General features: G+C 48.0%; 23 protein-coding genes. 14 read left to right on the top strand and 9 right to left on the bottom strand.

Features of this window, described 5'->3' with window-relative positions; translation table 11 throughout:
- Nucleotides 1-17: 17 nt before the first annotated feature.
- On the bottom strand, nucleotides 18-848 hold the full coding sequence (locus tag ACBP46_RS08585; protein ID WP_371016319.1) for a carbon-nitrogen hydrolase family protein: 831 nt from the start codon (nucleotides 846-848) through the stop codon (nucleotides 18-20).
- Nucleotides 849-998: 150 nt separating this feature from the next.
- Between ACBP46_RS08585 and ACBP46_RS08580 the strand changes: the two genes are divergently transcribed.
- Nucleotides 999-1,328: an H-NS histone family protein gene (locus ACBP46_RS08580; RefSeq protein ID WP_371016318.1), complete on the top strand. Its 330-nt coding sequence runs from the start codon at nucleotides 999-1,001 to the stop codon at nucleotides 1,326-1,328.
- Nucleotides 1,329-1,389: 61 nt separating this feature from the next.
- Here ACBP46_RS08580 and ACBP46_RS08575 read toward each other — a convergent pair whose 3' ends face one another.
- Complete coding sequence (locus ACBP46_RS08575) at nucleotides 1,390-2,028, bottom strand: DUF4136 domain-containing protein (protein WP_371016317.1); 639 nt, start codon at nucleotides 2,026-2,028, stop codon at nucleotides 1,390-1,392.
- A 78-nt stretch (nucleotides 2,029-2,106) separates the two neighbouring features.
- On the opposite strand from ACBP46_RS08575, the gene pepN reads away from it, so the two are divergent.
- The gene (gene pepN, locus ACBP46_RS08570) at nucleotides 2,107-4,779 is read left to right on the top strand and encodes an aminopeptidase N (RefSeq protein ID WP_371016316.1); all 2,673 of its coding nucleotides are present in this window, start codon (nucleotides 2,107-2,109) and stop codon (nucleotides 4,777-4,779) included.
- A gap of 4 nt (nucleotides 4,780-4,783) precedes the next feature.
- Complete coding sequence (locus ACBP46_RS08565; RefSeq protein ID WP_371016315.1) at nucleotides 4,784-5,806, top strand: class 1 fructose-bisphosphatase; 1,023 nt, start codon at nucleotides 4,784-4,786, stop codon at nucleotides 5,804-5,806.
- A gap of 75 nt (nucleotides 5,807-5,881) precedes the next feature.
- Here ACBP46_RS08565 and ACBP46_RS08560 read toward each other — a convergent pair whose 3' ends face one another.
- Nucleotides 5,882-6,865, bottom strand: coding sequence for a quinone oxidoreductase family protein (locus ACBP46_RS08560; RefSeq protein WP_371016314.1), 984 nt, complete (start codon nucleotides 6,863-6,865; stop codon nucleotides 5,882-5,884).
- A gap of 32 nt (nucleotides 6,866-6,897) precedes the next feature.
- Complete coding sequence (locus ACBP46_RS08555; RefSeq protein WP_371016313.1) at nucleotides 6,898-7,830, bottom strand: 2-hydroxyacid dehydrogenase; 933 nt, start codon at nucleotides 7,828-7,830, stop codon at nucleotides 6,898-6,900.
- 326 nt (nucleotides 7,831-8,156) lie between these two features.
- Here ACBP46_RS08555 and ACBP46_RS08550 point away from each other — a divergent pair, with 326 nt between their 5' ends.
- From ACBP46_RS08550 to ACBP46_RS08515, 8 genes are read left to right on the top strand one after another with little or no spacing between them, the layout of a single operon-like run.
- Nucleotides 8,157-8,888 carry a YebC/PmpR family DNA-binding transcriptional regulator gene (locus tag ACBP46_RS08550; RefSeq protein WP_371016312.1) on the top strand — a complete coding sequence of 244 codons (732 nt, stop codon included), beginning with the start codon at nucleotides 8,157-8,159 and terminating at the stop codon, nucleotides 8,886-8,888.
- A gap of 36 nt (nucleotides 8,889-8,924) precedes the next feature.
- Nucleotides 8,925-10,214: a phosphoribosylamine--glycine ligase gene (gene purD / locus ACBP46_RS08545; protein WP_371016311.1), complete on the top strand. Its 1,290-nt coding sequence runs from the start codon at nucleotides 8,925-8,927 to the stop codon at nucleotides 10,212-10,214.
- Nucleotides 10,214-11,128, top strand: coding sequence for an oxygen-dependent coproporphyrinogen oxidase (hemF, locus tag ACBP46_RS08540; protein ID WP_371016310.1), 915 nt, complete (start codon nucleotides 10,214-10,216; stop codon nucleotides 11,126-11,128). The genes purD and hemF overlap by 1 nt, the downstream gene beginning before the upstream one ends.
- Nucleotides 11,110-11,706, top strand: a complete 597-nt coding sequence (gene nadD, locus ACBP46_RS08535) for a nicotinate (nicotinamide) nucleotide adenylyltransferase (RefSeq protein WP_371016309.1) — start codon at nucleotides 11,110-11,112, stop codon at nucleotides 11,704-11,706. The genes hemF and nadD overlap by 19 nt, the downstream gene beginning before the upstream one ends.
- Nucleotides 11,707-11,714: 8 nt before the next feature.
- Nucleotides 11,715-12,089, top strand: a complete 375-nt coding sequence (rsfS, locus tag ACBP46_RS08530; protein WP_371016308.1) for a ribosome silencing factor — start codon at nucleotides 11,715-11,717, stop codon at nucleotides 12,087-12,089.
- Between the two features lie 29 nt (nucleotides 12,090-12,118).
- Nucleotides 12,119-12,589 (top strand): 23S rRNA (pseudouridine(1915)-N(3))-methyltransferase RlmH, encoded by a 471-nt coding sequence (rlmH, locus tag ACBP46_RS08525; protein ID WP_371016307.1) that lies wholly within the window; start codon nucleotides 12,119-12,121, stop codon nucleotides 12,587-12,589.
- A gap of 5 nt (nucleotides 12,590-12,594) precedes the next feature.
- The gene (gene pyk / locus ACBP46_RS08520; RefSeq protein WP_371016306.1) at nucleotides 12,595-14,031 is read left to right on the top strand and encodes a pyruvate kinase; all 1,437 of its coding nucleotides are present in this window, start codon (nucleotides 12,595-12,597) and stop codon (nucleotides 14,029-14,031) included.
- 16 nt (nucleotides 14,032-14,047) lie between these two features.
- Complete coding sequence (locus ACBP46_RS08515) at nucleotides 14,048-14,647, top strand: Maf family protein (protein ID WP_371016305.1); 600 nt, start codon at nucleotides 14,048-14,050, stop codon at nucleotides 14,645-14,647.
- Here ACBP46_RS08515 and ACBP46_RS08510 read toward each other — a convergent pair.
- The 4 genes from ACBP46_RS08510 to ACBP46_RS08495 all read right to left on the bottom strand — a co-directional run bounded on the left by ACBP46_RS08510 (nucleotide 14,639) and on the right by ACBP46_RS08495 (nucleotide 18,415).
- Nucleotides 14,639-16,030 carry a YdgA family protein gene (locus ACBP46_RS08510; RefSeq protein WP_371016304.1) on the bottom strand — a complete coding sequence of 464 codons (1,392 nt, stop codon included), beginning with the start codon at nucleotides 16,028-16,030 and terminating at the stop codon, nucleotides 14,639-14,641. The genes ACBP46_RS08515 and ACBP46_RS08510 overlap by 9 nt on opposite strands.
- 3 nt (nucleotides 16,031-16,033) lie before the next feature.
- Nucleotides 16,034-16,894 carry an NAD(P)-dependent oxidoreductase gene (locus ACBP46_RS08505; RefSeq protein WP_371016303.1) on the bottom strand — a complete coding sequence of 287 codons (861 nt, stop codon included), beginning with the start codon at nucleotides 16,892-16,894 and terminating at the stop codon, nucleotides 16,034-16,036.
- Between the two features lie 64 nt (nucleotides 16,895-16,958).
- The gene (ispH, locus tag ACBP46_RS08500) at nucleotides 16,959-17,942 is read right to left on the bottom strand and encodes a 4-hydroxy-3-methylbut-2-enyl diphosphate reductase (RefSeq protein WP_371016302.1); all 984 of its coding nucleotides are present in this window, start codon (nucleotides 17,940-17,942) and stop codon (nucleotides 16,959-16,961) included.
- Nucleotides 17,939-18,415 carry an FKBP-type peptidyl-prolyl cis-trans isomerase gene (locus ACBP46_RS08495; protein ID WP_371016301.1) on the bottom strand — a complete coding sequence of 159 codons (477 nt, stop codon included), beginning with the start codon at nucleotides 18,413-18,415 and terminating at the stop codon, nucleotides 17,939-17,941. Before ACBP46_RS08495 ends, ispH begins: the two co-directional genes overlap by 4 nt.
- A 50-nt stretch (nucleotides 18,416-18,465) precedes the next feature.
- Here ACBP46_RS08495 and radC point away from each other — a divergent pair, with 50 nt between their 5' ends.
- The 3 genes from radC (at nucleotide 18,466) to ACBP46_RS08480 (ending at nucleotide 21,458) form a co-directional block, all read left to right on the top strand.
- Entirely contained in the window at nucleotides 18,466-19,152 is a 687-nt protein-coding gene (gene radC / locus ACBP46_RS08490) for a RadC family protein (protein ID WP_371016300.1), read from the top strand.
- A gap of 161 nt (nucleotides 19,153-19,313) precedes the next feature.
- Nucleotides 19,314-19,577: a type B 50S ribosomal protein L31 gene (locus ACBP46_RS08485; protein ID WP_371016299.1), complete on the top strand. Its 264-nt coding sequence runs from the start codon at nucleotides 19,314-19,316 to the stop codon at nucleotides 19,575-19,577.
- Between the two features lie 126 nt (nucleotides 19,578-19,703).
- Nucleotides 19,704-21,458 carry a glycosyltransferase gene (locus tag ACBP46_RS08480; RefSeq protein WP_371016298.1) on the top strand — a complete coding sequence of 585 codons (1,755 nt, stop codon included), beginning with the start codon at nucleotides 19,704-19,706 and terminating at the stop codon, nucleotides 21,456-21,458.
- On the opposite strand, the gene ACBP46_RS08475 is transcribed toward ACBP46_RS08480, so the two are convergent.
- Nucleotides 21,455-22,705 carry a class I SAM-dependent methyltransferase gene (locus ACBP46_RS08475; protein WP_371016297.1) on the bottom strand — a complete coding sequence of 417 codons (1,251 nt, stop codon included), beginning with the start codon at nucleotides 22,703-22,705 and terminating at the stop codon, nucleotides 21,455-21,457. The two genes, ACBP46_RS08480 and ACBP46_RS08475, sit on opposite strands and share 4 nt — an antisense overlap.
- Nucleotides 22,706-22,725: the final 20 nt, after the last annotated feature.

Below are 22,725 nucleotides of genomic sequence, written 5' to 3'. Positions count from 1 at the left end.
TACAATCCTTAAATAACTCAAACAAAGCGGCGATGCACAAGTGCAGGCAAATCTGAACGCACTTCGTCTAATCGCTTCTTCTCTATTATGCCACTGACTACACCTTCCCCTGTGTCCAAATCGTTAATTACCACACCCCATGGGTCTATAAGTTGCGTATGCCCCCAAGTGCGACGGCCATTTTGATGGGTTCCCCCTTGAGCGGGTGCGAGCACATAGCATTGATTTTCAACCGCACGAGCACGCAATAAGAGTTCCCAATGAGCTTGACCTGTGGTGTAGGTAAAAGCAGCAGGCAAAACCAAAAGATCAATTGGCCCCATCGCTCTGAAAAGCTCGGGAAAGCGCAAGTCATAACAAATGCCCAACCCCACCTTAAAACCCTCTATATCAACTACAGTGGGAGCCAGTGGCCCGGCTTGGATGGTTTGGGCTTCGTCATATTGTTCCGCCCCGCGCTGAAAGCTAAACAAATGAATTTTGTCATAGCGAGCAATACATTCGCCATTAGGACCATAAACCAATGTACTGTTAAAAAAACGGCTGGTCTCTGTTGAGCGCAATGCCAACGTACCGCCCACCAGATAAATGCCATGTAAAGCTGCTTGGGTTGATAAAAAGTGTTGAATAGGCCCATCCCCAAACGGTTCACTTAATACTTGCTTCTGCGCATCCGTATTTCCTAAAAAACAAAAATATTCCGGTAGAGAAATAATTTTCGATTTAGAAAAAGCCGCTTGTGCAATCCAATGTGCAGCCACTTTTAAATTTTCGCTTAATTCAGGCCCAGAAACCATTTGAATGGCTGCTACATTTATTCGTTTATTATCAGGGTAACTCATAATCATGGCTCCACGTTGGACTTTACTTAACCTATCTTTTTTAATATATTTTATTCTTTAATGAAAAGCGTTAGAATCTATTTGCAAGAACTAACTCTTGCATTAATACAAAATAGTTAAATAACTTAACTAAACACACAAACACAGGAAAAGACAATGCCCCAAGAAAATTTCTTAAACGAAAAGCAGCAGCTTGAAAAACAAATACAAAAATTACAACGGAAAATGCGTACCCTGCATGCTCGTCAGCGCCGCCCTGTTATCAACTCAATAATTAAATCCATGCAGGAATACGGCATTACCCCCGAGGAAATCACCCAGGTCTTCGAGCGCCGTCAAAAGCGTGCTCCTGCAACGAGTTCTACCCCTGCTCGTTTTCAAAACCCCGAGACTGGCGATACATGGACTGGCCGCGGCCGTCCACCCCGCTGGATTGTAGACGCCGAAGCCCAAGGCAAAAATCGCGATGATTTCTTAATCAAATAGTAACGTCACCCCAATTACTATTACAACGCGCAGTTCATCGATAAGAACTGCGCGTTTTTTATTATTTAAAGTCTACATACTGAACCTTACCATTCATTCCAGGAAAGTTAGTAAATGCTGCTTTAGCAAGCAAAGGGATAACAGATACTAAGTTATCGTCATTACTTTTATTAATAGCTGTTACTTTAAACACTTCTTTCATTCCCAACTCGCGATCTTTAATTACAACTGATAACGTGTTGTTGTACACATTAATTGGTACAGATACATATTGTGGCGTGGGATAATACATACCCCCAAAACGCATTGATCCAAAACCAGCCCACACCCCCGTAGAAAATGGTCCACCATAGAAAAAAGGATCGTAAGGGTCTGTATAACGCTCTACCCATTCTTGTTGCACAGGGTTACCATAATTTAACTCAACCGCTAATCGACTTTCCTCGCCCCCTTCTACTAAACCTGCTGCGCCCATCGCTACACGCACCGAATCAGCAACCGATTGAAATTCCAAGCTATTTTTTTGCTCTGTGTTTGCTACTATTTGATAGCGCGCATTATAGAGCTCAGCAGGCCACTGCTGAAAAGTAGTCACCTTTGCTGACCATGAGCTAGCGCAACCCGTAAGCAGCAGCACCAAGGCTGCCAGCAAAAAATACCCGATACTTTTATAGTAAAACTTTGTCTTAGCTACACGCATATCAACTCCTTTAATTACGTGAAAAGACTACAATAAACCTATTAAACGTTTTTATTTTTATCTCTTGTAATTTAGCCGATGACCCTAAGCATATTAAGAAAAAACTACACCCCCTATGCCTACCAGATCCCACATTTACATTTACATTTTGATTTAGATCTGCAACGCACCCATGTCCACAGCCGTTTTACTGTTCACACGCAAACACCTGGTGTTGCATTAGTATTAAATGGTGAAGACTTACACCTAATCTGCATTCGAGTTGATGGTCACGTTTTAAGCGACGCGGACTACGAGCTTAACTCCTCTACTTTACGTATACCCCTAACTCAACCCTCACACAGTATCGAAATTGAAAATTATTGTGAGCCGGCTCAAAACACCAGTTTGATGGGCTTATATCAATCCGGATCACACTTATTCACTCAGTGCGAGGCTGAAGGGTTTAGAAAAATCACTTGGTTTGCGGATCGCCCAGACGTCCTCAGCCGATACACTGTGCATTTAGTAGGCGATAAGCAGCAATTTCCCTACCTGCTTTCTAATGGCAACCTCGTCCACAGCGCAGACCTTAATAGCACCCAACACGAAGCCATTTGGGAAGACCCATTTGCTAAACCCTCCTATTTATTTGCAGTCGTGGCAGGCGATTTTGATTGCCGAGAGCAGTCGATTAATACCGCCTCGGGGCGCAACGTTTTATTGCAAATCTATAGCGATAAAGGCGACTACGACAAAACCGAGTGGGCCATGCAAAGCTTAATTAACGCCTTACGTTGGGACGAACAACGCTTTGGCTTAGAGCTTGATTTAGATCGTTATATGATAGTGTCTGCTGCCGATTTCAATATGGGTGCCATGGAAAACAAAGGGCTTAACGTTTTCAATGCCGCTTACGTTTTGGCACAGCCTCAAAGTACAACGGATCAAAGTTATCGCGATATAGAAGCGGTAATTGGTCACGAATATTTTCACAACTGGACCGGAAATCGAGTCACTTGTCGCGACTGGTTCCAATTATCGCTCAAAGAAGGCCTCACTGTCTTTAGAGACCAAGAGTTCAGCGCGGATATGTTAGCGGCAGGACTAGAAGGCGCAGCAGCCCAAAGCGCTCGAGCTGTAAAACGCATTGACGACGTAAATCTATTACGTCTGGCGCAATTTCCAGAGGATGCTGGGCCGATGGCGCACCCTATACGCCCAAATAGCTACGAGGAAATCAGCAACTTTTATACCGCGACCATCTATGAAAAAGGGGCCGAGGTAATCCGCATGTTTCATACTCTTCTTGGCGAGAGTGGATTTCAAGCCGCCTTAAAAACCTATTTTTCCCAATTTGATGGTCAAGCCGTCACCTGCGACGATTTTATGGCCTGCATGGATCAACAATACCAAACGCAGTTTCCAGGACAGTCTTTGGCTGCTTTTGCAGGCTGGTATGAGCAAGCAGGCACACCGCGCTTAGAGCTTCATATGCACTATAAGGCCGCATCACAAACAGCGACATTAAGCATTCAGCAACACAACCCACCGGTTGGTATAGAGCTACTAACTCAGCCTTTGCCTACTAAGCCCCCCTTGTTAATTCCGTTAACCCTTGGGTTTTTAGATGCCACAGGTACGCCTCTTACTGTTACGCACGGAAAAAAACAGGCCAACGAATTCACTTTGCAGCTTGACCAAAACGAGCAACAGTTTGTGTTTGAACAGGTTAGCGAAGCACCTGTATTGTCCTTATTGCGTGATTTTTCTGCCCCGGTTCATCTTGATTATGAGCGCTCCATCAACGAGCTAATTGTTCTGGCTCTGCACGATGACAATGCGTTCAGTCGTTGGCATGCTATCCAGCACCTAGTCCAACGTTGTCTTTTAACGGATGATGAAGCCCTAAACACCCAGTTACAACAAGCACTACTCCAGGTCTGGACACAGCTATTAAACGACACTAGCTTATCCAGCGCTTATTTAAGCCGTGCCTTGAATTTACCTAGCGTGCGTCAGCTGCTTACCCAAATGCGCCCGATGGCACCCCACCGTTTGATACAGCGTCACCGTCTGCTGCAGCAACAACTCGCTCAACAACTCAGTAGCACCTGGGCCGCTTTATATGAACGCTTAGTCGCCACTGCGCCCACTGCTTATTCGCCTGATGCTATCGAGGCAGGTAACCGTGCATTAAAGAACCTAGCACTTCAAGAGCTTATCATTGCTCAGCATCCACACGCTTTGACATGGGCGCAAGCTCAATACCATAGTGCGACGAATATGACAGATCAGTGGGGTGCTTTAGTAGCACTTGTGCATTATGGCCCAGCTGAACTGCGTCAATCATTCTTGGACGATTTCTACGCTAAGTGGCACCAAAATGCGTTGGTACTGGATCGCTGGTTTAGTATTCAGGCGAACGCTCCTTATTTTGATGTAGCCCAAGCCCTTGCTCTGACCCAGCATCCAGACTTCACCTTACGTAACCCAAATCGTGCTCGTGCATTGATCTTTCAGTTCTGCACGAATAATATGACGCAGGTACACAGTCCATCCGGTTATGATTTTTGGTACAGCCATGTAGTGGCTCTGGATGCGTTAAACCCAGAAATTTCAGCACGCTTATGCCGAGCCTTTGACAATTGGTCGCATTACGCCGAACCATTACGCTCAGAACTAAAACAGCGTTTTGAGCGCTTACAGCAACAAACGCAGCTCTCTGCCAATGTCAAAGAAATCGTTCACAAAGCTCTCACTATTGAATAACGTCATGCATTTAAAGAAAAACCTTACCCATTATTTAGTTGAACAACAGCGCGAACACAACGTAGTCACTGCTGATGTACGCCTACTCATCGAAACGGTGGCACGCGCGTGCAAAGCCATCGGCCATGCTGTTAGCAAAGGGGCTTTAGGTGGCGTGCTAGGCAGCCTAGACAGTGAAAACGTCCAAGGTGAAGTGCAAAAAAAATTGGATGTGATTTCAAATGAAATTTTGCTTGAGGCTAATGAATGGGGTGGCAACTTAGCCGCTATGGCCTCTGAGGAAATGGATACCATCCATCGTATCCCTAGCCATTTTCCTAAAGGCAAAAACCTCTTGTTATTTGATCCACTGGATGGCTCCTCAAATATCGATGTGAATGTTTCTATTGGAACGATTTTCTCTGTGCTGCAACTTCCCGAAGAAGCACACAGCCGCGATATTGAAGAAAAAGATTTTATGCAGCCTGGCACCAAACAAGTGGCCGCAGGCTATGCTGTATATGGTCCACAGACTATGCTGATCTTGACTGTAGGATCTGGCGTAGTGGGCTTTACGCTAGACCGAGAAACGGGGTCGTGGGTATTAACACACCCTGCCATTACCATTCCCCAAGATACTGCTGAGTTCGCTATTAATATGTCGAACCAACGTCATTGGGAAGCCCCTATCAGCCGTTATATTGACGAGTGCTTGCAAGGCAAAGAGGGTCCCTTAGGTAAAAACTACAACATGCGTTGGATTGCCTCCATGGTGGCCGATGTGCATCGTATTTTAAGTCGTGGGGGGATCTTTATGTACCCTCGCGATCACCGAGAGTCGGTGCGTCATGGCAAGCTACGCCTAATGTACGAAGCCAACCCCATGAGCTTTTTGGTTGAGCAAGCCGGCGGCGCTGCTATTGATGGTGCACAACGTATTTTAGACATCCAACCTAGCGCCTTGCATCAACGCGTAGGCGTTATTTTGGGCTCTAAAAATGAAGTGGAACGCGTCCAGCGTTATCACTTAGAGCACGACGCATCCTAAAACTGGCACTTCCTGCTTAAAAAAAGCCGACCTTATTAGGGTCGGCTTTTGTATGACTTCAGGCCATTAATTACGTTATAAAGTTAAAATCGTGGCACCAGTGGTTTGACCGGCGGCTAGGGCCTGGTGGGCTTCACCCACTTTTTCTAATGGCACCCGCTGACCAATTTGAATTTTAATTTGACCACTTTCCACTAAATCAAAAAGCTCGTCTGCTGCCGTTTGCATGGCCTCTTGGGTGGCCACAAAATTACCTAAGATAGGACGGGTCACATACAAAGACCCTTTTTGCGCCAAAATACCCAAATTAACGCCTGTGACTGGGCCTGAAGCATTACCATAGCTCACCATTAACCCACGCGGCTGTAAGCAGTCCAAAGAGCGCTCCCAGGTTGCAGCGCCTACCCCATCGTACACCACGGGTACTTTTGCTCCGTCGGTAAGCTCAAGCACACGCTGCACCACATCCTCAGTTTTGTAGTTAATCATGGCCCACGCACCGTGTTGTGTGGCGAGCTCTATTTTTTCAGCGCTAGAGGCAGTGCCAATTAAATTCACACCCAGCGCTTTGGCCCACTGGCAAGCAATCAGCCCGACGCCACCCGCTGCTGCATGGAATAAAATAGTTTGTCCTGGTTCTAAGCGATAGGTTTGACGAAATAAGTACTGTACCGTTAGCCCTTTAAGCATCATCGCAGCCCCTTCCTCGAAGCTAATGGCGTCGGGCAGCTTCACCACGCGATCAGCAGGCAAACAATGAGCTTCGGCATACGCACCCAAAGGCCCTTGACCATAAGCCACGCGATCGCCTTCTTTTACATGCGTCACCTCAGACCCCACAGCCTCAACAATGCCCGCGCCCTCAAAACCTAGACCATGCGGGAGTGCAGATGGATACAACCCATCACGACAGTAAATATCAATAAAGTTTAAACCTATGGCTTTATTACGCACTACGACTTCATGGGGCTGAGGCTGCGGCAAAGGAATTTGCACGAGCTGCATCACCTCTGGACCACCATTTTTCTCAATGCGAATGGCTTTAATCGACGTTGACATAGTTAGACTCCTGATTGCATCAAACAATAAAATTAATACAAACGCTGGCGTTGCACTAAACCGGAAATGGGTTGGCCTGTTAAAAAAGCCTGTGCTTTTTCATGAATATGACGTGCTGTTGGATACCGTAACGAAACACCAGAAATATGAGGGGTAATCATAATGCGAGGATGCTGCCAAAAAGGGTGCGTTGCAGGCAACGGCTCTTGGTGAAACACATCTAATAACGCCCCTGTCATATGTCCGCTATCAATCACCTCAAGCAAATCCTGATCCACCACATGAGGACCTCGGGCCATATTGATCAAGTAGCTATTGGGCTGCAGTTTTAATAAATTTGTTTTATCTAATAACCCAGTGGTTTCTGGGGTTAAAGGCAATACATTAACTAAAATACGCGATGCAGCTAAAAACGCATCCAACTCTTGTGCTCCGGCATAGAGCTTTACCCCTGCAGGAGCCTGCCGTGCTGTACGTACCCATGCATTCACTGGATACCCAAGCACCTGCAAGCTTTGTACGACTTTCTGACCTATTTGCCCATACCCCATCACCCCAATAGGCCACTGCTCTCTATGTACAGGACGAAGCACTTTCCACGTATTTTTCTGCTGTAGCTCAACATAGGGAGCAAACCGCTGTGTGGCATTTAATACCCCATAAATCGCGTACTCAGCCATTTGTACGGCCATGCCCCCATCCTCTACACGATATACCGGTATATGCTCGGGAATCACATCAAAATCAATAGCATCTACCCCCGCCCCCATATTAAATACCGCTTTCAATTGGGGCTGCTCGACAAACAGCTGCGCATCGGGTCGCCACACAATGGCAATATCTGCTTTAGCTGCAAGCCCTGGCGTCCACTCTAAAACCTGCCAGTCGGGCTGCAATTCTTGAAAAATACGTACCCATTCCTGTCCTAATTTAGGGTGTTCTACCGCTATAAACACTGTGGTCATGTTTTTTTAACCTTTTATTAAGTTAGCTTGTGAAGAGGCATACCACCTAAATTGTTCCTTCAAACAAACAAGCTCTGCCTAATTATCACGTCTATTGCTACACTAGAGTGTGTATCACTAGTACCACGTATCAAAACTCTGCTGTTTCACATACTTTTCATTGTAAAATGAACGCTTTGCGTGGGCGATACTGCTCTCGTTATACAATAGAGCCTCGCACAAAACCTAGATGCACTGCAATAGTGTAGTTCACACATAGAACAAAGACCTGAATACACGTGCAGGGCTCTTCACTTTTCCATTCACTTTTTCTTTTGGTATTTGTTATGGCTGGTCACAGTAAATGGGCTAATATCCAACACCGTAAAGGGCGTCAAGACGCAAAGCGCTCTAAAATTTGGACAAAAATTATTCGCGAAATTACCGTAGCGGCACGCGAGGCAGGCCCTGACCCCGACTCAAACCCCCGTTTACGCTTGGCGATGGATAAAGCCACCGCAGCTAACATGCCTAAAGACAACGTCAGCCGCGCCGTGCAGCGTGGGGCTGGTGGTGCCGATGACGGCAACTACGAAGAGGTCCGCTACGAGGGCTATGGGGTAGGTGGTGCTGCCGTTATTGTAGATTGCTTAACAGATAACCGTAACCGCACAGCTCCCGAAGTCCGTCATGCCTTCAACAAGCATGGTGGCAACCTTGGCGTAGATGGCTCGGTAGTTTTTCAATTTAAACACTGCGGTCAATTTATTTTCGCCCCTGGCACCAACGAAGAAGCCGTTATGGATGCTGCTCTCGAAGCCGGTGCCGACGATATTGTTACCGACGAAGAGGGTCTAATCGAAGTCATTTGTGAGCCTACCCACTTCAGCGCGGTAAAAGCTGCCTTTGAGGCCGCTGGTCTGGCCCCTGAAGTCGCCGAAGTCACCATGAAAGCCGAGAACGAAACCGAACTCGAGGGCGAAGAGGCAGTTACAATGCAAAAACTCTTAGATGCTCTTGAGTCACTTGATGATGTCCAAGAGGTCTACACCACGGCCGTTATGGACGAAACAGAATAATTAACACTTTTTAAGGTACACCCAACCCTCTCCATTATGAAGCTACTAGTTATCGGCGGTGGCGGCCGTGAACATGCATTGGCATGGCGCCTCACTCAATCTCAACGCGTTGAAATGGTCTATGTGGCCCCTGGCAACGGCGGCACAGCCACCGGTGAGCGTATGCAAAACGTTCCTATCACAGAGGTAGCTGAGCTTGTCCAGTTTGCCCAAGACAATCAAATTGCTTTTGCCGTTGTTGGCCCCGAAGCCCCTTTAGCCGCGGGTGTGGTAGATGCGTTTCGCGCTGCCGGTTTAAAAATATTTGGCCCAACCAAAGCCGCCGCACAACTAGAGAGCTCCAAGGAATACGCCAAAGACTTTATGGCACGCCATCAAATTCCTTCAGCTGCTTACGCCTCATTCACTGATATTGAAGCGGCTAAAAGCTACATTCGCGAACACGGCGCGCCCATTGTTGTTAAAGCTGACGGTCTTGCTGCCGGCAAGGGCGTTATTGTTGCCATGACCGAAGACGAAGCGCTTGAGGCCGTTGACGATATGCTTGGCGGTGGCATGTTTGGTCAAGCGGGTGCTCGCGTGGTCATCGAAGAATTCTTAACCGGCGAAGAAGCCAGCTTCATTGTGATGTGCGATGGCAAACACGTTTTGCCCATGGCTACTAGCCAAGATCACAAACGCTTAAAAGACGGCGACCAAGGCCCGAATACGGGCGGTATGGGGGCCTATTCACCCGCCCCTATTGTCAGCCCTACCTTACACAACCGCATTATGCGCGAAGTAATCAACCCTACGCTACAAGGCATGGCCAAAGAAGGCTTGCCCTACACAGGGTTTTTATATGCAGGCCTGATGATCGGTGACGGCCCAGACGCTACACGTCCCTTGAAAGTGCTTGAGTACAACTGCCGCCTTGGCGACCCTGAAACTCAGCCTATTATGATGCGTATCAAAAACGATTTAACTGAGGTTTTTGAATTCGCTTTTGCTACCAAGCTAGACGAGGCTACCATCGACTGGGATCGTCGTACTGCCATTGGCGTGGTAATGGCGGCTGCCAACTACCCCGAAGACCCTCGCTATGGCGATGTGATTCACACCTTGCCAGCTAATACAGAAAAATGCATGATTTTCCATGCAGGCACACAGCTAGACGAAGGCGAACTCAAAACGTCTGGTGGCCGCGTACTTTGCGTTACAGCACTTGGTGAATCCGTGCGTCGCGCTCAAGAAGCCGCTTATGCCACTGTCACCCACGTTCACTTTGATGGCAAACAGTTCCGCAATGATATTGGTTGGCGTGCTTTACCTACCTCCGAGTCGTAATGAATTCCACTATTCAACCTGTTTATGATTATTTAATTGGCCTACAAAAAGACATTGTGGGCCAACTCGAGGCCATAGATGGTGCCCGTTTTGCCACTGATCAGTGGGAACGTGCCGAAGGCGGTGGCGGCATTTCACGTTATCTTGAAAATAGCACTGTTTTCGAGCGTGCTGCGGTGCTATTTAGCCATGTTAAAGGTTCGCAACTGCCTCCTTCTGCTAGCGCACAGCGCCCCGAACTGGCTGGCCGCCCTTGGGAAGCCATGGGAGTATCGTTGGTCATACACCCTCGCAACCCCTATGTGCCTACCTCACACATGAATGTGCGCTTGTTTGTCGCGCACCCCACTCATGAAGATCAAGCGCCTGTTTTCTGGTTTGGTGGTGGCTTAGACCTGACGCCTTATTATCCATTCGAAGAAGACGCCGTACACTTTCATCAAATGTGTGCTGATGCGCTTGCGCCTTTCGGTACAGATAAATACCCCACTTATAAAAAATGGTGTGATGAATACTTTTATCTTAAACACCGTGATGAAACCCGCGGCATAGGGGGCATTTTCTTTGACGACCTAAATGAAGGTGGCTTTGAGCAAAGCTTTGCACTGATTCAGTCCGTTGGGAATCATTTTTCTAAAGCCTATATGCCCATAGTCAAAGCGCGCTACCAGCTTGAGTATGGTACCCGTGAACGCGAGTTTCAAGCGTATCGCCGTGGCCGTTACGTTGAGTTTAACTTAGTCTTTGACCGTGGCACTCTTTTTGGTTTGCAGTCTGGTGGTCGTACTGAATCCATTTTACTGTCTATGCCACCGGTAGCGCATTGGCGTTACTGCTGGGAGCCCGAACCGAATAGCCCCGAGGCTAAGCTTTACGATTACCTGAAACCCAGAGAATGGTTAAAGAACGCATAGGTTTATTGGGGGGCAGCTTTGACCCGGTTCACTCGGCGCATATTGCGCTAGCCAATGCAGCACTTCATAGCCTTAGCCTGCATCAGGTGCAATTGCTGCCTGCGGCACAACCTTGGCAAAAAGAGCAGCTGGGTGCCTCTGCACCTCATCGTATTGCTATGTTGGAGTTGGCTTGTGAGCCTTATCATCATTTGGTTGTCAATCCCGTAGAAGTTGAGCGTGGTGGCCCCACTTATACCTATGATACGGTTAGCCAACTGCCCTCTGATAAAGATTATTTTTGGATTCTTGGCTCCGATCAGCTGCAAAACTTTACCAGCTGGCATCATTGGCAAGGTATATTGGACCATGTGCGCTTAGCCGTCGCTAAGCGCCCTGGTGCCGCGTTACACGCCCCTACTGAACTTCAAGACTACTTGCAATCGCAGAACAAAGTCTTGCATCATATAGACTTTGCCCCTACGTTTATTTCCGCTACGCTGATACGTGAACGGCTACAACAGCATCAGTCCGTAGCTTCAATGGTGCCTCACTCTGTGGTGCACTACATTGAACAACATCATCTCTATCAGCTATGAAAAACTTTATGAATATCGAAGATCAACTTCAACTTGTGGTGAACGCACTGGACGATGTACGCGCCCAAGACATCAAAGCGTTTAATACCAGCAAACTCACTGGTCTTTTTGATCGTGTGGTCATTGCCAGCGGTAACTCAAGCCGTCAAACTAAAGCACTGGCCGACAGCGTGGTCGACGCTGCCAAAAAAGCCGGCTTACATGTATTGGCTTACGAGGGCGCTGAAACGGGTGAATGGGTACTGGTGGACTTAGGCGACATTGTAGTGCACGCCATGCAACCTGCTATTCGCGACTACTACCACCTTGAAGAAATTTGGGGTGAGTTTCCCGTGGAATTGGATCTAAAAACAGATCAAATGCCTTCTTTATCAGATGATTAATTCAACGCCCTTTATGGGCGTTGTGCTTTATGAAAATACACATTATTGCAGTAGGGCAACGCATGCCAGACTGGGTCCAAACGGCCTGGCTTGATTACAGCCAGCGCATGCCTGCGGATTACAGCTTAGAGCTTAAAGAAATCAAACCCGAGCCACGCACCACTGGAAAAACGGTAGCTCAAATGATGGCGGCCGAGGCCAAGCGCATTGAGGCAGCTATACCTGCCCATGCACATGTAGTGGCTCTGGATGAGTTAGGGCGTAACCTAACCACCATGCAATTGGCTGATCAACTCCAGCGTTGGCGCGACCAAAGCCAAGACCTTGCTATTATTATTGGTGGGCCAGATGGCCTAGATGCTGAATTTAAAAAGCGGTGCCCACAAAAAATACGCTTATCGGATCTTACCCTGCCCCACCCTATGGTGCGCGTACTGCTTGCCGAGCAGCTCTATCGTGCTTGGTCTATTAATCATAACCACCCTTACCATCGGAGCTAACCGGTATGACACAGCGAAGAACAAAAATTGTTGCTACATTGGGGCCTGCTAGCGATAGCGCAGCCGCAATAGAACAACTCATTCTGGCTGGAATGGATGTGGCCCGTCTTAATTTTTCTCATGGCTCAGCAGAAGATCATCGTATAAAAGCTCAGCTTGTACGCAAACTGGCTGCCAAACATGGTCGTAGCGTAGCGATCATGGGAGACTTGCAAGGCCCCAAAATTCGTATCGCACGCTTTAAAGAGGGGGCAGTGCAATTGCACGCTGGTCAATCGTTTAGTTTGTCCACTATGCACCCCACCGAAGCCGGAACAGAACAAATCGTTGCTGTGGAATACCCACCATTAATTGATGCCTGTCAACCCGGTGATGAGCTCTTGCTAGATGATGGAAAAATCGTTTTGCAAGTGCAGTCCGTCCATGACGATCGCGTAGACACCACTGTAATCAATGGGGGTGAGCTATCAAATAACAAAGGGGTGAACCGTCGCGGCGGCGGCATTTCCGCCCCCAGCCTAACCGATAAAGACAAAAAGGATATTTTATTAGTTGCAGAGCTACAGTTAGATTATGTGGCAGTCTCTTTTCCGCGTTACGGTAAAGACATCCAACAAGCCCGCGGTCTCTTACACGCTGCCGGCTCATCGGCTTGGCTTATAGCCAAAATAGAACGGGCTGAGGCCGTAGCAGACGACAACGCTTTGGATGACATTGTTTCCGCCAGCGATGGCGTCATGGTGGCTAGAGGGGACCTAGGTGTAGAAATAGGAGACGCGCGTTTGGTAGGCATTCAAAAACGCATCATTTCCCATGCTCGCACCTTAAATAAACTGGTTATTACAGCTACTCAAATGATGGAGTCCATGACTACCAGCCCCGTGCCTACACGGGCAGAGGTATCGGACGTAGCCAATGCGGTGCTAGATTATACCGATGCGGTGATGCTGTCAGGGGAAAGCGCTACGGGCCAATACCCCGTAGAGGCCATTCAAGCCATGGCACGTATTTGTTTAGGTGCCGAAGCAGAGCCCACCAGCGGTATTTCTAAGCACCGCTTAGGTGAGGTTTTCCAACGCTGCGATGACACCATTGCTTTGTCAGCCATGTATGCTGCAAACCACTTTCCAGGCATTAAAGCCATTATTAGTCTAAGTGAAAGTGGTCGTACACCCCTTATCATGTCACGTATAAAATCTAGCGTACCTATTTACTGTTTTACTCGACACGCTGCCACCTTCCAACGCAGCGCGTTGTTTAGGGGCGTATATGGTGTAGATTTTGATGCCAGCGCATATGCTGCCGACGAGGTTGCATCGACTGCTATTGATTTTTTGGTTAAACAAAATCGACTTCAGACCGGTGATTGGATTGTGCTGACTCAAGGCACTCAAAACCAACCAGGCGGCACTGACAGCATGCAAATTTTACAGGTTTCTTGATGCGGATAGCTTGCTAATGCACACCCCACTTTATTTGGCCTCGGCCAGCCCACGACGCCATGAGTTATTGCTGCAAATTGGTATAGCTCATACGGTTTTGCATGTGCCTGCGCAGGGAAATGAAGATGAGCCTATCTTGGCAAACGAAACCGCACGGCATTATGTACAGCGTACTGCACTAGAGAAATTACAGCATGCTTTGCAATGGCGCACTACGCGGCCAGACTTAAATCAAGACTGGCCCGTACTCTGTGCTGATACCACGGTTGAGCTAGATGGGCATATTTTGGGCAAGCCCGCGGATCTTAACGATGCCGCCGCCATACTGCAGAGGCTATCAGGACGCACTCATCAAGTGCACAGCGCTTGCTGTTTAGGTTATAAGGGCCAAATTTATCAGGCTTTATCGACTAGCACCATTCAATTTAAAGCCCTAAGCACAGCAGAAATTGAGCACTACTGTGCATCGAACGAGCCTTTAGGCAAAGCAGGTGCTTATGGAATCCAAGGCAGAGCCGCCGTGTTTATTCAGCACCTTGAGGGCAGCTATAGCAGTGTGATGGGTCTAGATCTTTACCAAACCCATCAGTTATTACATCAGGCTGGTCTACAGTAAGCCACCCATTTGTAAAGCCAAAAATAGCTGCAGTAGCTCTTCTTCAGTAATGGGTTTGTTATTAAGCAACAAGGTGTTTTGGTTGGCATCAAAGGCAAACTGTAAACGCACTTGTGTCCCATCGTAGGTGACTAAACCCACTTCCTGCCCTGCTTCAACGGCGCTGTCAAACATCATATCAAACATAGATGCCATTAAACCGTTACCCGCCAATACCTGTTGAAGCATTGGGCGCGACACTGCGATGTCTAAATTCAAAATCTCATAGACTTGATTTAATTCACCTTGTAGTTCGGTACCTTCTTTGAAGTGCTGCACCAAAGCGGGAGCCGCTTTCATGCGGGTTGCTACATAGCTATTGCCCGCTTGGTTAGCCCAAGTCATTTTGGCATGCTCTAGCTCTGGCTCGTAGGCTAAGAAATCGCCTATTAAAGCACGTAATTTGGCTTCGTCTTGAGGTTGCTCTGACTCAGCCACTAAAGCAATTTGATTAATGGTATCTTGATGCAGATTTTTTACATTAACATCAAAATCTAAACGCCCATAATCTGTGCCCTCGACCACTATTTGCTGTAGCTCATAGGCTGCAGCAACATTTGTCAGCTCGCCCTGCATGGCGTAATTAGCTTTGGCCTCTAAGCCCTTAAAATCCATCAACCCCGTGTCGGTAGAATTTAAATGTAAGTGATCAAGTGTGAGCACAGAATCATAATGACCTTGGTCCGGATTTTCACTCGCATTAACCTGCATATGCAGTTGATTAAGCTCTAGCTTAAATTGCTCGGGGTCAATCAGACTTAGCTTGGGTGCAGCAATATCTAAGCTAATTTCACCTGTTTTCTTTTGATACTCATACCCCACCGCTACGGCTTCAGTATTTAATGTGACGCTGGCTTCAGGATCCACATAATTTAATGCGGCTAGCTGTGCCTGACCCGTTACAGTCCCCCCAAAACCAAATACTGTTTTGGTACTGACTGGGCGCTGATTCTGCGCTGCGTCAAACCAAGCTTGGGTTTGCGCTGTATGTAGTACTTGGCCCTCGGCAACGGCCAACGCTGGTGCAAAATGCCCGGCAGCCACTGGCAATGGACCGTGGTAGATCTTGTCCTCTAATTTAAAAGTGAAATCCGTTTCAGCATCGGCTAGCTCAATCTCATACTGGACCGTAGAAGAAAAAACACCACGCTCATAATGGGTAATTTTAAAGCTGCGCTTTTGGTCAAACATGGCTACGGAAGAATGGGTAGCAAGAAAATCTTGTGCAATAGCGGCTTGCTTATGCACCTCGTCTTGTACTTGACCTCCTACATACCACGTGCTGCCAACATAGACCGCTGCGACTACCGCTGCACCTAGCACTAGCTTTACTGATTTACTCATGAATTAGCCTTTTAGAGTTTGAATAATATGTGATACGTCCTGATTGCCTAGACCTTGACGCTGCACGATTTGATAAAGTTGCTGTACCGCATGACTTACTGGCATTGCAGTGCCCTGAGACTGCGCTAGCTCTGCAATAGTGTTTAAGTCTTTTAACATAGTCTGTACCGTGGCCGTAGGCTGTTCAGGCAAATTTAGCATGCGATTAACAAACCATTGCAATAGCACTGAATCGGCCCAGCCCCCAGCCAACGCCTTGGGTAATTTAGCCACGTCCACGTTGGCGTCCTCAGCTAAGCACATGGCTTCTGCTATGGCTGTAATGGTAGCGGTCACGATGGTTTGATTACACAGCTTTGTAACCTGTCCTGCCCCTACTGCCCCCATATGTGTTACTTGCGCCGCATACGCTTCTAGCACAGGCTGTAAGCGCTCAATTTGCTCGGCCTCACCACCTGCCATAATCGCTAAGCTTCCCGCCTCAGCCCCTGCGGTTCCTCCTGAAACAGGGGCGTCCACCCACTGCCAGCCCGCAGGCAATTGTGCCGCAAACTCTTGAGTGCGCTGTGGGGCAATAGAAGAGTGGTCCACCACTGTTAAGGGCAGACTTCTGGAGGCCTGAGCCAAGCCCTGCGGCCCAAATACCACCTCAGCCACTGCGTCAGCATCAAACAAACACATAATCACCACATCCGTTTGCTCTGCTAAGGCTTTAGGGCTGTCGCACACTGTTGCCCCTGCTGCCACTAAAGGCGTCACCTTGGCTTTGCTTCGGTTCCAAACCGCTAATTGATGCCCTGCCTGTAATAAGCGAGTACACATTGGCAAGCCCATTAAGCCCACCCCTGCAAATCCAATACGCATGTTATCTCCTGTGGTCAAAATAAAAGCGCGCTAAAGGCGCGCTTTTTTACTAGCTAGCTGAAAATTAAGAAGCCGATCTTTCCGTTTCATTAATCTTGCGCGATAGCTCTCTTGGCAAGGGGAAGGAAATGGTTTCCTCTACGCCTTCGAGGGTACGTACCGACAACCCACCTAATTCTCGGATACGGGCTATGACTTGCTGCACTAGCTCTTCGGGAGCAGAAGCTCCTGCTGTGATGCCAACGCGCTTTGCATCCACAAACCAGTCTTCTTGGACCATGGCAGGGTCATCCAACAAATATGCAGGGGTGCCCATGCGCTCGGCGACTTCACGTAAACGGTTAGAGTTAGAGCTATTCACACTGCCCACCACTAAGACCACGTCACATTGAGGTGCCATGAACTTAACGGCATCTTGACGATTTTGGGTGGCATAACAAATGTCACTTTTTTTAGGCTCTTCGATCTCAGGGAAACGCTCTCGTAAGGCTTGGGCCACCTCTTCTGCATCATCCACAGACAGCGTGGTCTGAGTTACAAAAGCCAAGTTATTAGGATCCGCCACCTGTAAATTCAACACATCTTCTACGGTTTCCACCAAAAACATCCCCGCATCGGCCTGACCTAAAGTGCCTTCGACTTCGGGGTGCCCCTTGTGACCAATCATGATAATTTCACGGCCTTCGTTACGCATTTTAGAGACTTCACGATGCACCTTGGTAACCAAAGGACAGGTCGCATCAAATATAGTAAGCCCTCGCTTTTCAGCCTCTTCACGCACCGCAAGCGAAACCCCATGAGCGGAAAACACCACAATAGAACCAGCTGGAGCTTCGTCTAATTCCTTGATAAAAACCGCGCCTTTATTGCGTAAACCATCTACCACATAGCGGTTATGTACAATTTCATGACGCACGTAAATTGGCTTGCCGTGTAGCTCTAAGGCGCGCTCTACAATATCAATCGCGCGATCCACACCCGCACAAAAACCACGCGGTTGCGCCAAAACAACCTGTAGGTCATCTAAAGATTCAATCTGAGGCTTCATAATATTCCCAAAATATGTACGTCTAGACGTATTTGTGCACCGGCTAGAGGATGATTAAAGTCAAATAAAGCGGAATCGTCACTCCATTGCTTTAACACCCCGGCATAACGAATACCTGTTGGTGCGGCAAACTCCACCATATCACCCGGCTCGTAAGTGTCCTCGGGGTTTTGTAGATCGGTCATCAGCTCTCGAGCTATCCATTGCACCAATGCAGGGTTACGCTCGCCATAAGCTTGCTCGGGCTCTAGGGTGCAGCCAAACACCTCGCCTTCGGAGCGGCCTAATAAGGCAGCCTCTAGGCCGGGAGACCACTGCCCCGTTCCTAGTTGTAAGGTAGCAGGACGGCCATCAAAGGTATTAGCAAAAACGGTACCGCCTGCGGGCCCCGTCAAAATCTGAATGCAATAGTGCAGCGTTAGGTAAGAGTCCGCATGGACAATTGGTCGCTCTTGTTGGTTTTCCACGCTCAAGGTCTGTCACCCTATAAGTCTAAATCGTGATTATTCATTTGCTCATTTTAATGCCTACAATGACTTCTGACAGCAAAACCCTAAATAAAGTGCGCCCACGCGAGCGTTTACTCCGATCTGGCCCTGCCGCGCTCAGTGATGCTGAGCTATTAGCCATCATGCTTCGCACGGGGCACAGGCAACGCCCTGTGTTGCAACTCGCCCAAAGCTTATTAAAAGAGCTAGGCGGATTACGTGGTCTTTTAGCCACTGATATCACCCAGTTGCAGCAATATAAAGGCATAGGTCTAGCCAAAGCCTGTGAAATTTTAGCAATGAGCGAAATTAATAAACGCGCTCTACAACAATGCTTACAGATGGGCCCCGTTATGAATCGCCCACAACTGGTTAAAGACTACTGTATTGCACGACTAGGCCATTTAACTATAGAGCATTGCATTGCTCTTTACCTCGATAATCAGTTGCACCTTATTACTAGCGAAGAGGTCGCTAAGGGCACCTTAACCCAAGCCTCGGTTTACCCCCGTGAACTGGTAAAATCTGCCCTAAAACATCATGCTGCCGCTATAATACTTGCACATAATCATCCATCGGGTGTGCGCCAGCCTAGCGATGCCGATTTACATCTCACGCAACAACTGCAACGCGCCCTGAGCTTGGTCGATATTCGCTTAATAGATCATTTAATCGTTACCGCCGGATATGCCACCTCTTTAGCCGAACTCGGTAAAATGTAGCCATCGCTTTTATGCAACATTTACCTAGGGCTTTTTAAAGCTCGTGTCATTTTCTTTGCAAAAACGCGCTTAAATGTTAGAATCTTTGGTTTTACAGGATACGTGGCAGATTAGTGTTAATCCATCTGTTGGCGGTCCGCTTTAGACAACAGGATAACATCATGAAAGTAGGCATCCACCCCGAATACCGCGAAGTGGTGTTCTTGGATCAACAAACTGGCAACACTTTTATTACTCGTTCTACCGTCAACACTCGTGAAAACATCGAGCTAGATGGCAAAACATACCCTCTATTCAAGTGTGACGTCACCTCCGAATCTCACCCTTTCTACACCGGTGCGCAAACACGCATCGTTGAAACAGGTCGTGTTGAGAAATTCCGCGCCCGTTTTGCTCGCACTGCTGGTACGCTTAAAAAAGCCTAAGCCCAGCTCCCTAAAAAAGCAGCCTCTCAGGCTGCTTTTTTTATTTCCGCATCTTCTGGCAGAGTTTCCCCCCAACAGCTAATATGAATTAAGATATGCTCTGTTTTTATCTTTATTCTAAATGCTGTGTCCATAACTACTCCCCACACAACTCCTGCACGTTTAACCACCTCCGCCGCGAGCAAGTTGCCGCGAGCCGTGCTGTGGGTAGTCGGCCTGATCTATATTTTTGCTGGTCTATTTTTACGCGACCCATGGAAAACGGATGACGTTATTGGTTTAGCAGCTATGCTTAGCGCCGTTCAGTACGAAGGGTGGCAGTCACTAATCACCCCTCAGATCGGTAATTTAGCCTTTGCTGAAATAGGCCCCTTGCATATCTGGATAGGGGTACTTAGCATTCAGGTCTTTGCACCAATTTTTGAGCTTTTCACTTCGCCATTAGACGCCACCATTCTTGCCTCTCGTTTACCAAATTTACTGTATTTTTTGGTGCTTCTCAGTACACTATGGCAAGGCGTATTTAGATTAGCCAGTCGGCGCGCCGCCCAGCCCCTGCCCTTGCCTTTTGGTGGCGAGCCCTCTACGGTGGACTACGGCCGAATGATTGCCGATGCGGCTTTGCTGTTATGTGTGGCTACCGTTGGCATTATTTGGCGGCTGCATGAAACCTCCTCTGTCCCACTCAGCCTAGCTTTATATGCCACGGCCTTTTATGCTCTTAGCCTAACCTATGCCAAACCGTTACGCGCCGCTTTGCTTTTAGGCGCGGCCATTGGTCTAAGCTTTTTAAACCAAGGCCTATGGGTTGCTTTAAGCTTATGCTTTAGCGCCACACTCGCTTATGCATTGTGTATGTCATTGCGTCAACACGTGCAATCGTTGATACTGGCCCTTCTTACTGCTGTGGGGCTAGTTACATTATGGATCATGGCCGCTAAAGGCTATCCGTATTGGTGGCAACAATGGCAGCTTTGGCACCTACAACAAATAACCTGGCCTCAAACTAGCGCTCTAATAAAAAGCGGACGGGATCTGCTATGGTTTTTGTGGCCCACCTGGCCTTTAGTTGTAATCGCACTTTGGCAATGGCGCTCTTGGCTGCGTTTTGCTCATATTGCTATTCCGGTAAGCTTATTAGTCGGCCCATTGGGTTTACTTTTTTTCTCTGCTCAGGCTTTTGAGCCAGAGTATGCATTATTAGTTGTGCCATGCGCGGTATTAGCCGCCTTTGCTCTACCCACTTTACGTCGAGGCGCGATTAACAGCTTTGATTGGTTTGCTGTGATGTGCTTTTCTTTATTTGCCGCTGCCGTTTGGCTAGGCTGGATAGCACAGCACACGGGTTGGCCCCCAAAAATTGCTCTTAGCATCCACCGTCAAACCCAAGGGTTTGACACCAGCATCTCGTGGGTCTTGTTAAGTGTTGCAATGCTAGGCACGGTAGCATGGATAAGCTTAGTCAGCTGGCGTTTGCGCACTCATCCGCCAGCGTTATGGCGCGGCACAGTGCTTTCTGCTGGCGGTTTAATTACTACCTGGTTACTGCTTGTCACCTTGTGGCTTCCAGCCTTGGACTACGCTCGCAGCTACAGACAGGTCTCTTATGAGCTGGCACAACAAGTTCAACGCTTGCCTGCAAACACGTGTATACATGCGGTGGGCTTAGGCCTTGGGCAACGTGCCTCTTTTTATGCTTTTAGTGGTATGAATTTTAGCTTTGATGCAAAATGCGAGTACATTTTGCAGCAAACCTCACCAAAGCTAAGCATGGCCGAGCAAAATAGTTTTTTCGGGCCCACACAAGAGCTTTGGCAAGGCCGCCGAGGTGGCGACCGGAATGAAATGTTCCGCCTACTTAAACGCCAAACACAGCCTTAGTTATAAATATAGCTACGACGCCATGGGTAACTGAGATCGGCGGGATAGTCTAGCTCGTCCGGTCTAGGCCCATGCATGGGTTGCGCCAATACCTGATGCAAAGACACCCACCCCTGCTCAAAACCCATTGCACACCCTGCTAAATACACCCTATAAGCACGTAATGAACGCTGCCCATCTGCAGTATCTAAAATCCGATTCGCCTCATCCAAATGGCGCTCAAGCCGGTCACTCCACGCCCATAGAGTCCGTGCATAATGCGGGCGAAGATTTTCTATGTCTACCGCCTCTAAACCGCCTTCGGCTAAATGTCGCGTTACATGGCTAATATGAGTTAACTCCCCACCTGGGAAAATAAACTTGTCAATAAACTCGCCCATTCCAGCCCCTAATTGCGTATGGTCCACCCCTCCTGAGGTAATACCATGGTTGAGCACCAAACCACCCGGACGTAAGAGCTCGTTAATACGAACAAAATACTGCGTAAGCTGAGCGCGCCCCACATGCTCAAACATACCTACCGAGGCCATTTTGTCGAATGGCTGCTCTGGCTCAAGTTGACGATAATCCATCAACGACATGGTGACTCGCCCCTCTAGGCCTTTTTCTTGAATGAGCTGATTAACATATGCATGTTGATTGCGCGATAAGGTAATCCCTGTTGCCTGCACCCCATAGTGCTCTGCAGCCCATAACAACAACCCACCCCAGCCTGCACCGATATCTAAAAAGCGCTCTCCCGCCTGCAATTTCAGCTTTTTACAAATTAGATCTAACTTGGCCTCTTGAGCTTGCTCTAAGGTAGAGTCTGGCTGTACGTAATAAGCGCAGGAATACACCCGCCTTGGATCTAGCCATAGCGCATAAAACTCATCTGATAAATCATAATGGAACTGAATTTGCTTTGCATCACGCTCTAAGGTGTGACGCCATGCCGAGCGCAAGCGTTGCAAAAAATTAATAAAAGCACCAGAGCGGCTTTGATTAATAGGTGTAGTGGGAAGTATGCTTACCGCTGCTCGCATAAGATTGCGCATAGAGCCTTGAAAATCAAAGTCCCCATTAACGTAATCCTCGCCCAGCAAACCAATTTGCCCTGATGCCAAACGCGTTAAAGCAGTATGGGTTTTAGCCTGGACTATAAGCTCTGGATCCCCATCCCCTAGCTTCGTCCCATCCGGCATAATAAGGCGCGTGGGCATGGGAAGTTTATCTAGCACTGACTGAATTGCTGCATTTACACTCATTTTCTGCCTCCTATGTGTAT

The sequence above is a fragment of the Paenalcaligenes hominis genome (assembly GCF_041359055.1).
Lineage (GTDB): Bacteria > Pseudomonadota > Gammaproteobacteria > Burkholderiales > Burkholderiaceae_B > Paenalcaligenes > Paenalcaligenes hominis_A.
Note: the sequence above shows the minus strand (reverse complement) of the source record. Positions and strands in the feature narration are given on the sequence as shown.

Excerpts from the sequence above, each read along its gene's own strand:
- ACBP46_RS08550 (WP_371016312.1), top strand. The coding sequence starts at position 8,157 with ATGGCTGGTCACAGTAAATGGGCTAATATCCAACACCGTAAAGGGCGT.
- ACBP46_RS08485 (WP_371016299.1), top strand. The coding sequence starts at position 19,314 with ATGAAAGTAGGCATCCACCCCGAATACCGCGAAGTGGTGTTCTTGGAT.
- radC (WP_371016300.1), top strand. The coding sequence starts at position 18,466 with ATGCCTACAATGACTTCTGACAGCAAAACCCTAAATAAAGTGCGCCCA.
- ACBP46_RS08505 (WP_371016303.1), bottom strand. The coding sequence starts at position 16,894 with ATGCGTATTGGATTTGCAGGGGTGGGCTTAATGGGCTTGCCAATGTGT.
- ACBP46_RS08580 (WP_371016318.1), top strand. The coding sequence starts at position 999 with ATGCCCCAAGAAAATTTCTTAAACGAAAAGCAGCAGCTTGAAAAACAA.
- ACBP46_RS08560 (WP_371016314.1), bottom strand. The coding sequence starts at position 6,865 with ATGTCAACGTCGATTAAAGCCATTCGCATTGAGAAAAATGGTGGTCCA.
- ACBP46_RS08515 (WP_371016305.1), top strand. The coding sequence starts at position 14,048 with ATGCACACCCCACTTTATTTGGCCTCGGCCAGCCCACGACGCCATGAG.
- rsfS (WP_371016308.1), top strand. The coding sequence starts at position 11,715 with ATGAATATCGAAGATCAACTTCAACTTGTGGTGAACGCACTGGACGAT.
- purD (WP_371016311.1), top strand. The coding sequence starts at position 8,925 with ATGAAGCTACTAGTTATCGGCGGTGGCGGCCGTGAACATGCATTGGCA.
- ACBP46_RS08555 (WP_371016313.1), bottom strand. The coding sequence starts at position 7,830 with ATGACCACAGTGTTTATAGCGGTAGAACACCCTAAATTAGGACAGGAA.
- ACBP46_RS08565 (WP_371016315.1), top strand. The coding sequence starts at position 4,784 with ATGCATTTAAAGAAAAACCTTACCCATTATTTAGTTGAACAACAGCGC.
- nadD (WP_371016309.1), top strand. The coding sequence starts at position 11,110 with ATGGTTAAAGAACGCATAGGTTTATTGGGGGGCAGCTTTGACCCGGTT.
- ACBP46_RS08575 (WP_371016317.1), bottom strand. The coding sequence starts at position 2,028 with ATGCGTGTAGCTAAGACAAAGTTTTACTATAAAAGTATCGGGTATTTT.
- ispH (WP_371016302.1), bottom strand. The coding sequence starts at position 17,942 with ATGAAGCCTCAGATTGAATCTTTAGATGACCTACAGGTTGTTTTGGCG.
- pyk (WP_371016306.1), top strand. The coding sequence starts at position 12,595 with ATGACACAGCGAAGAACAAAAATTGTTGCTACATTGGGGCCTGCTAGC.
- ACBP46_RS08475 (WP_371016297.1), bottom strand. The coding sequence starts at position 22,705 with ATGAGTGTAAATGCAGCAATTCAGTCAGTGCTAGATAAACTTCCCATG.
- rlmH (WP_371016307.1), top strand. The coding sequence starts at position 12,119 with ATGAAAATACACATTATTGCAGTAGGGCAACGCATGCCAGACTGGGTC.
- hemF (WP_371016310.1), top strand. The coding sequence starts at position 10,214 with ATGAATTCCACTATTCAACCTGTTTATGATTATTTAATTGGCCTACAA.
- pepN (WP_371016316.1), top strand. The coding sequence starts at position 2,107 with ATGACCCTAAGCATATTAAGAAAAAACTACACCCCCTATGCCTACCAG.
- ACBP46_RS08510 (WP_371016304.1), bottom strand. The coding sequence starts at position 16,030 with ATGAGTAAATCAGTAAAGCTAGTGCTAGGTGCAGCGGTAGTCGCAGCG.
- ACBP46_RS08585 (WP_371016319.1), bottom strand. The coding sequence starts at position 848 with ATGATTATGAGTTACCCTGATAATAAACGAATAAATGTAGCAGCCATT.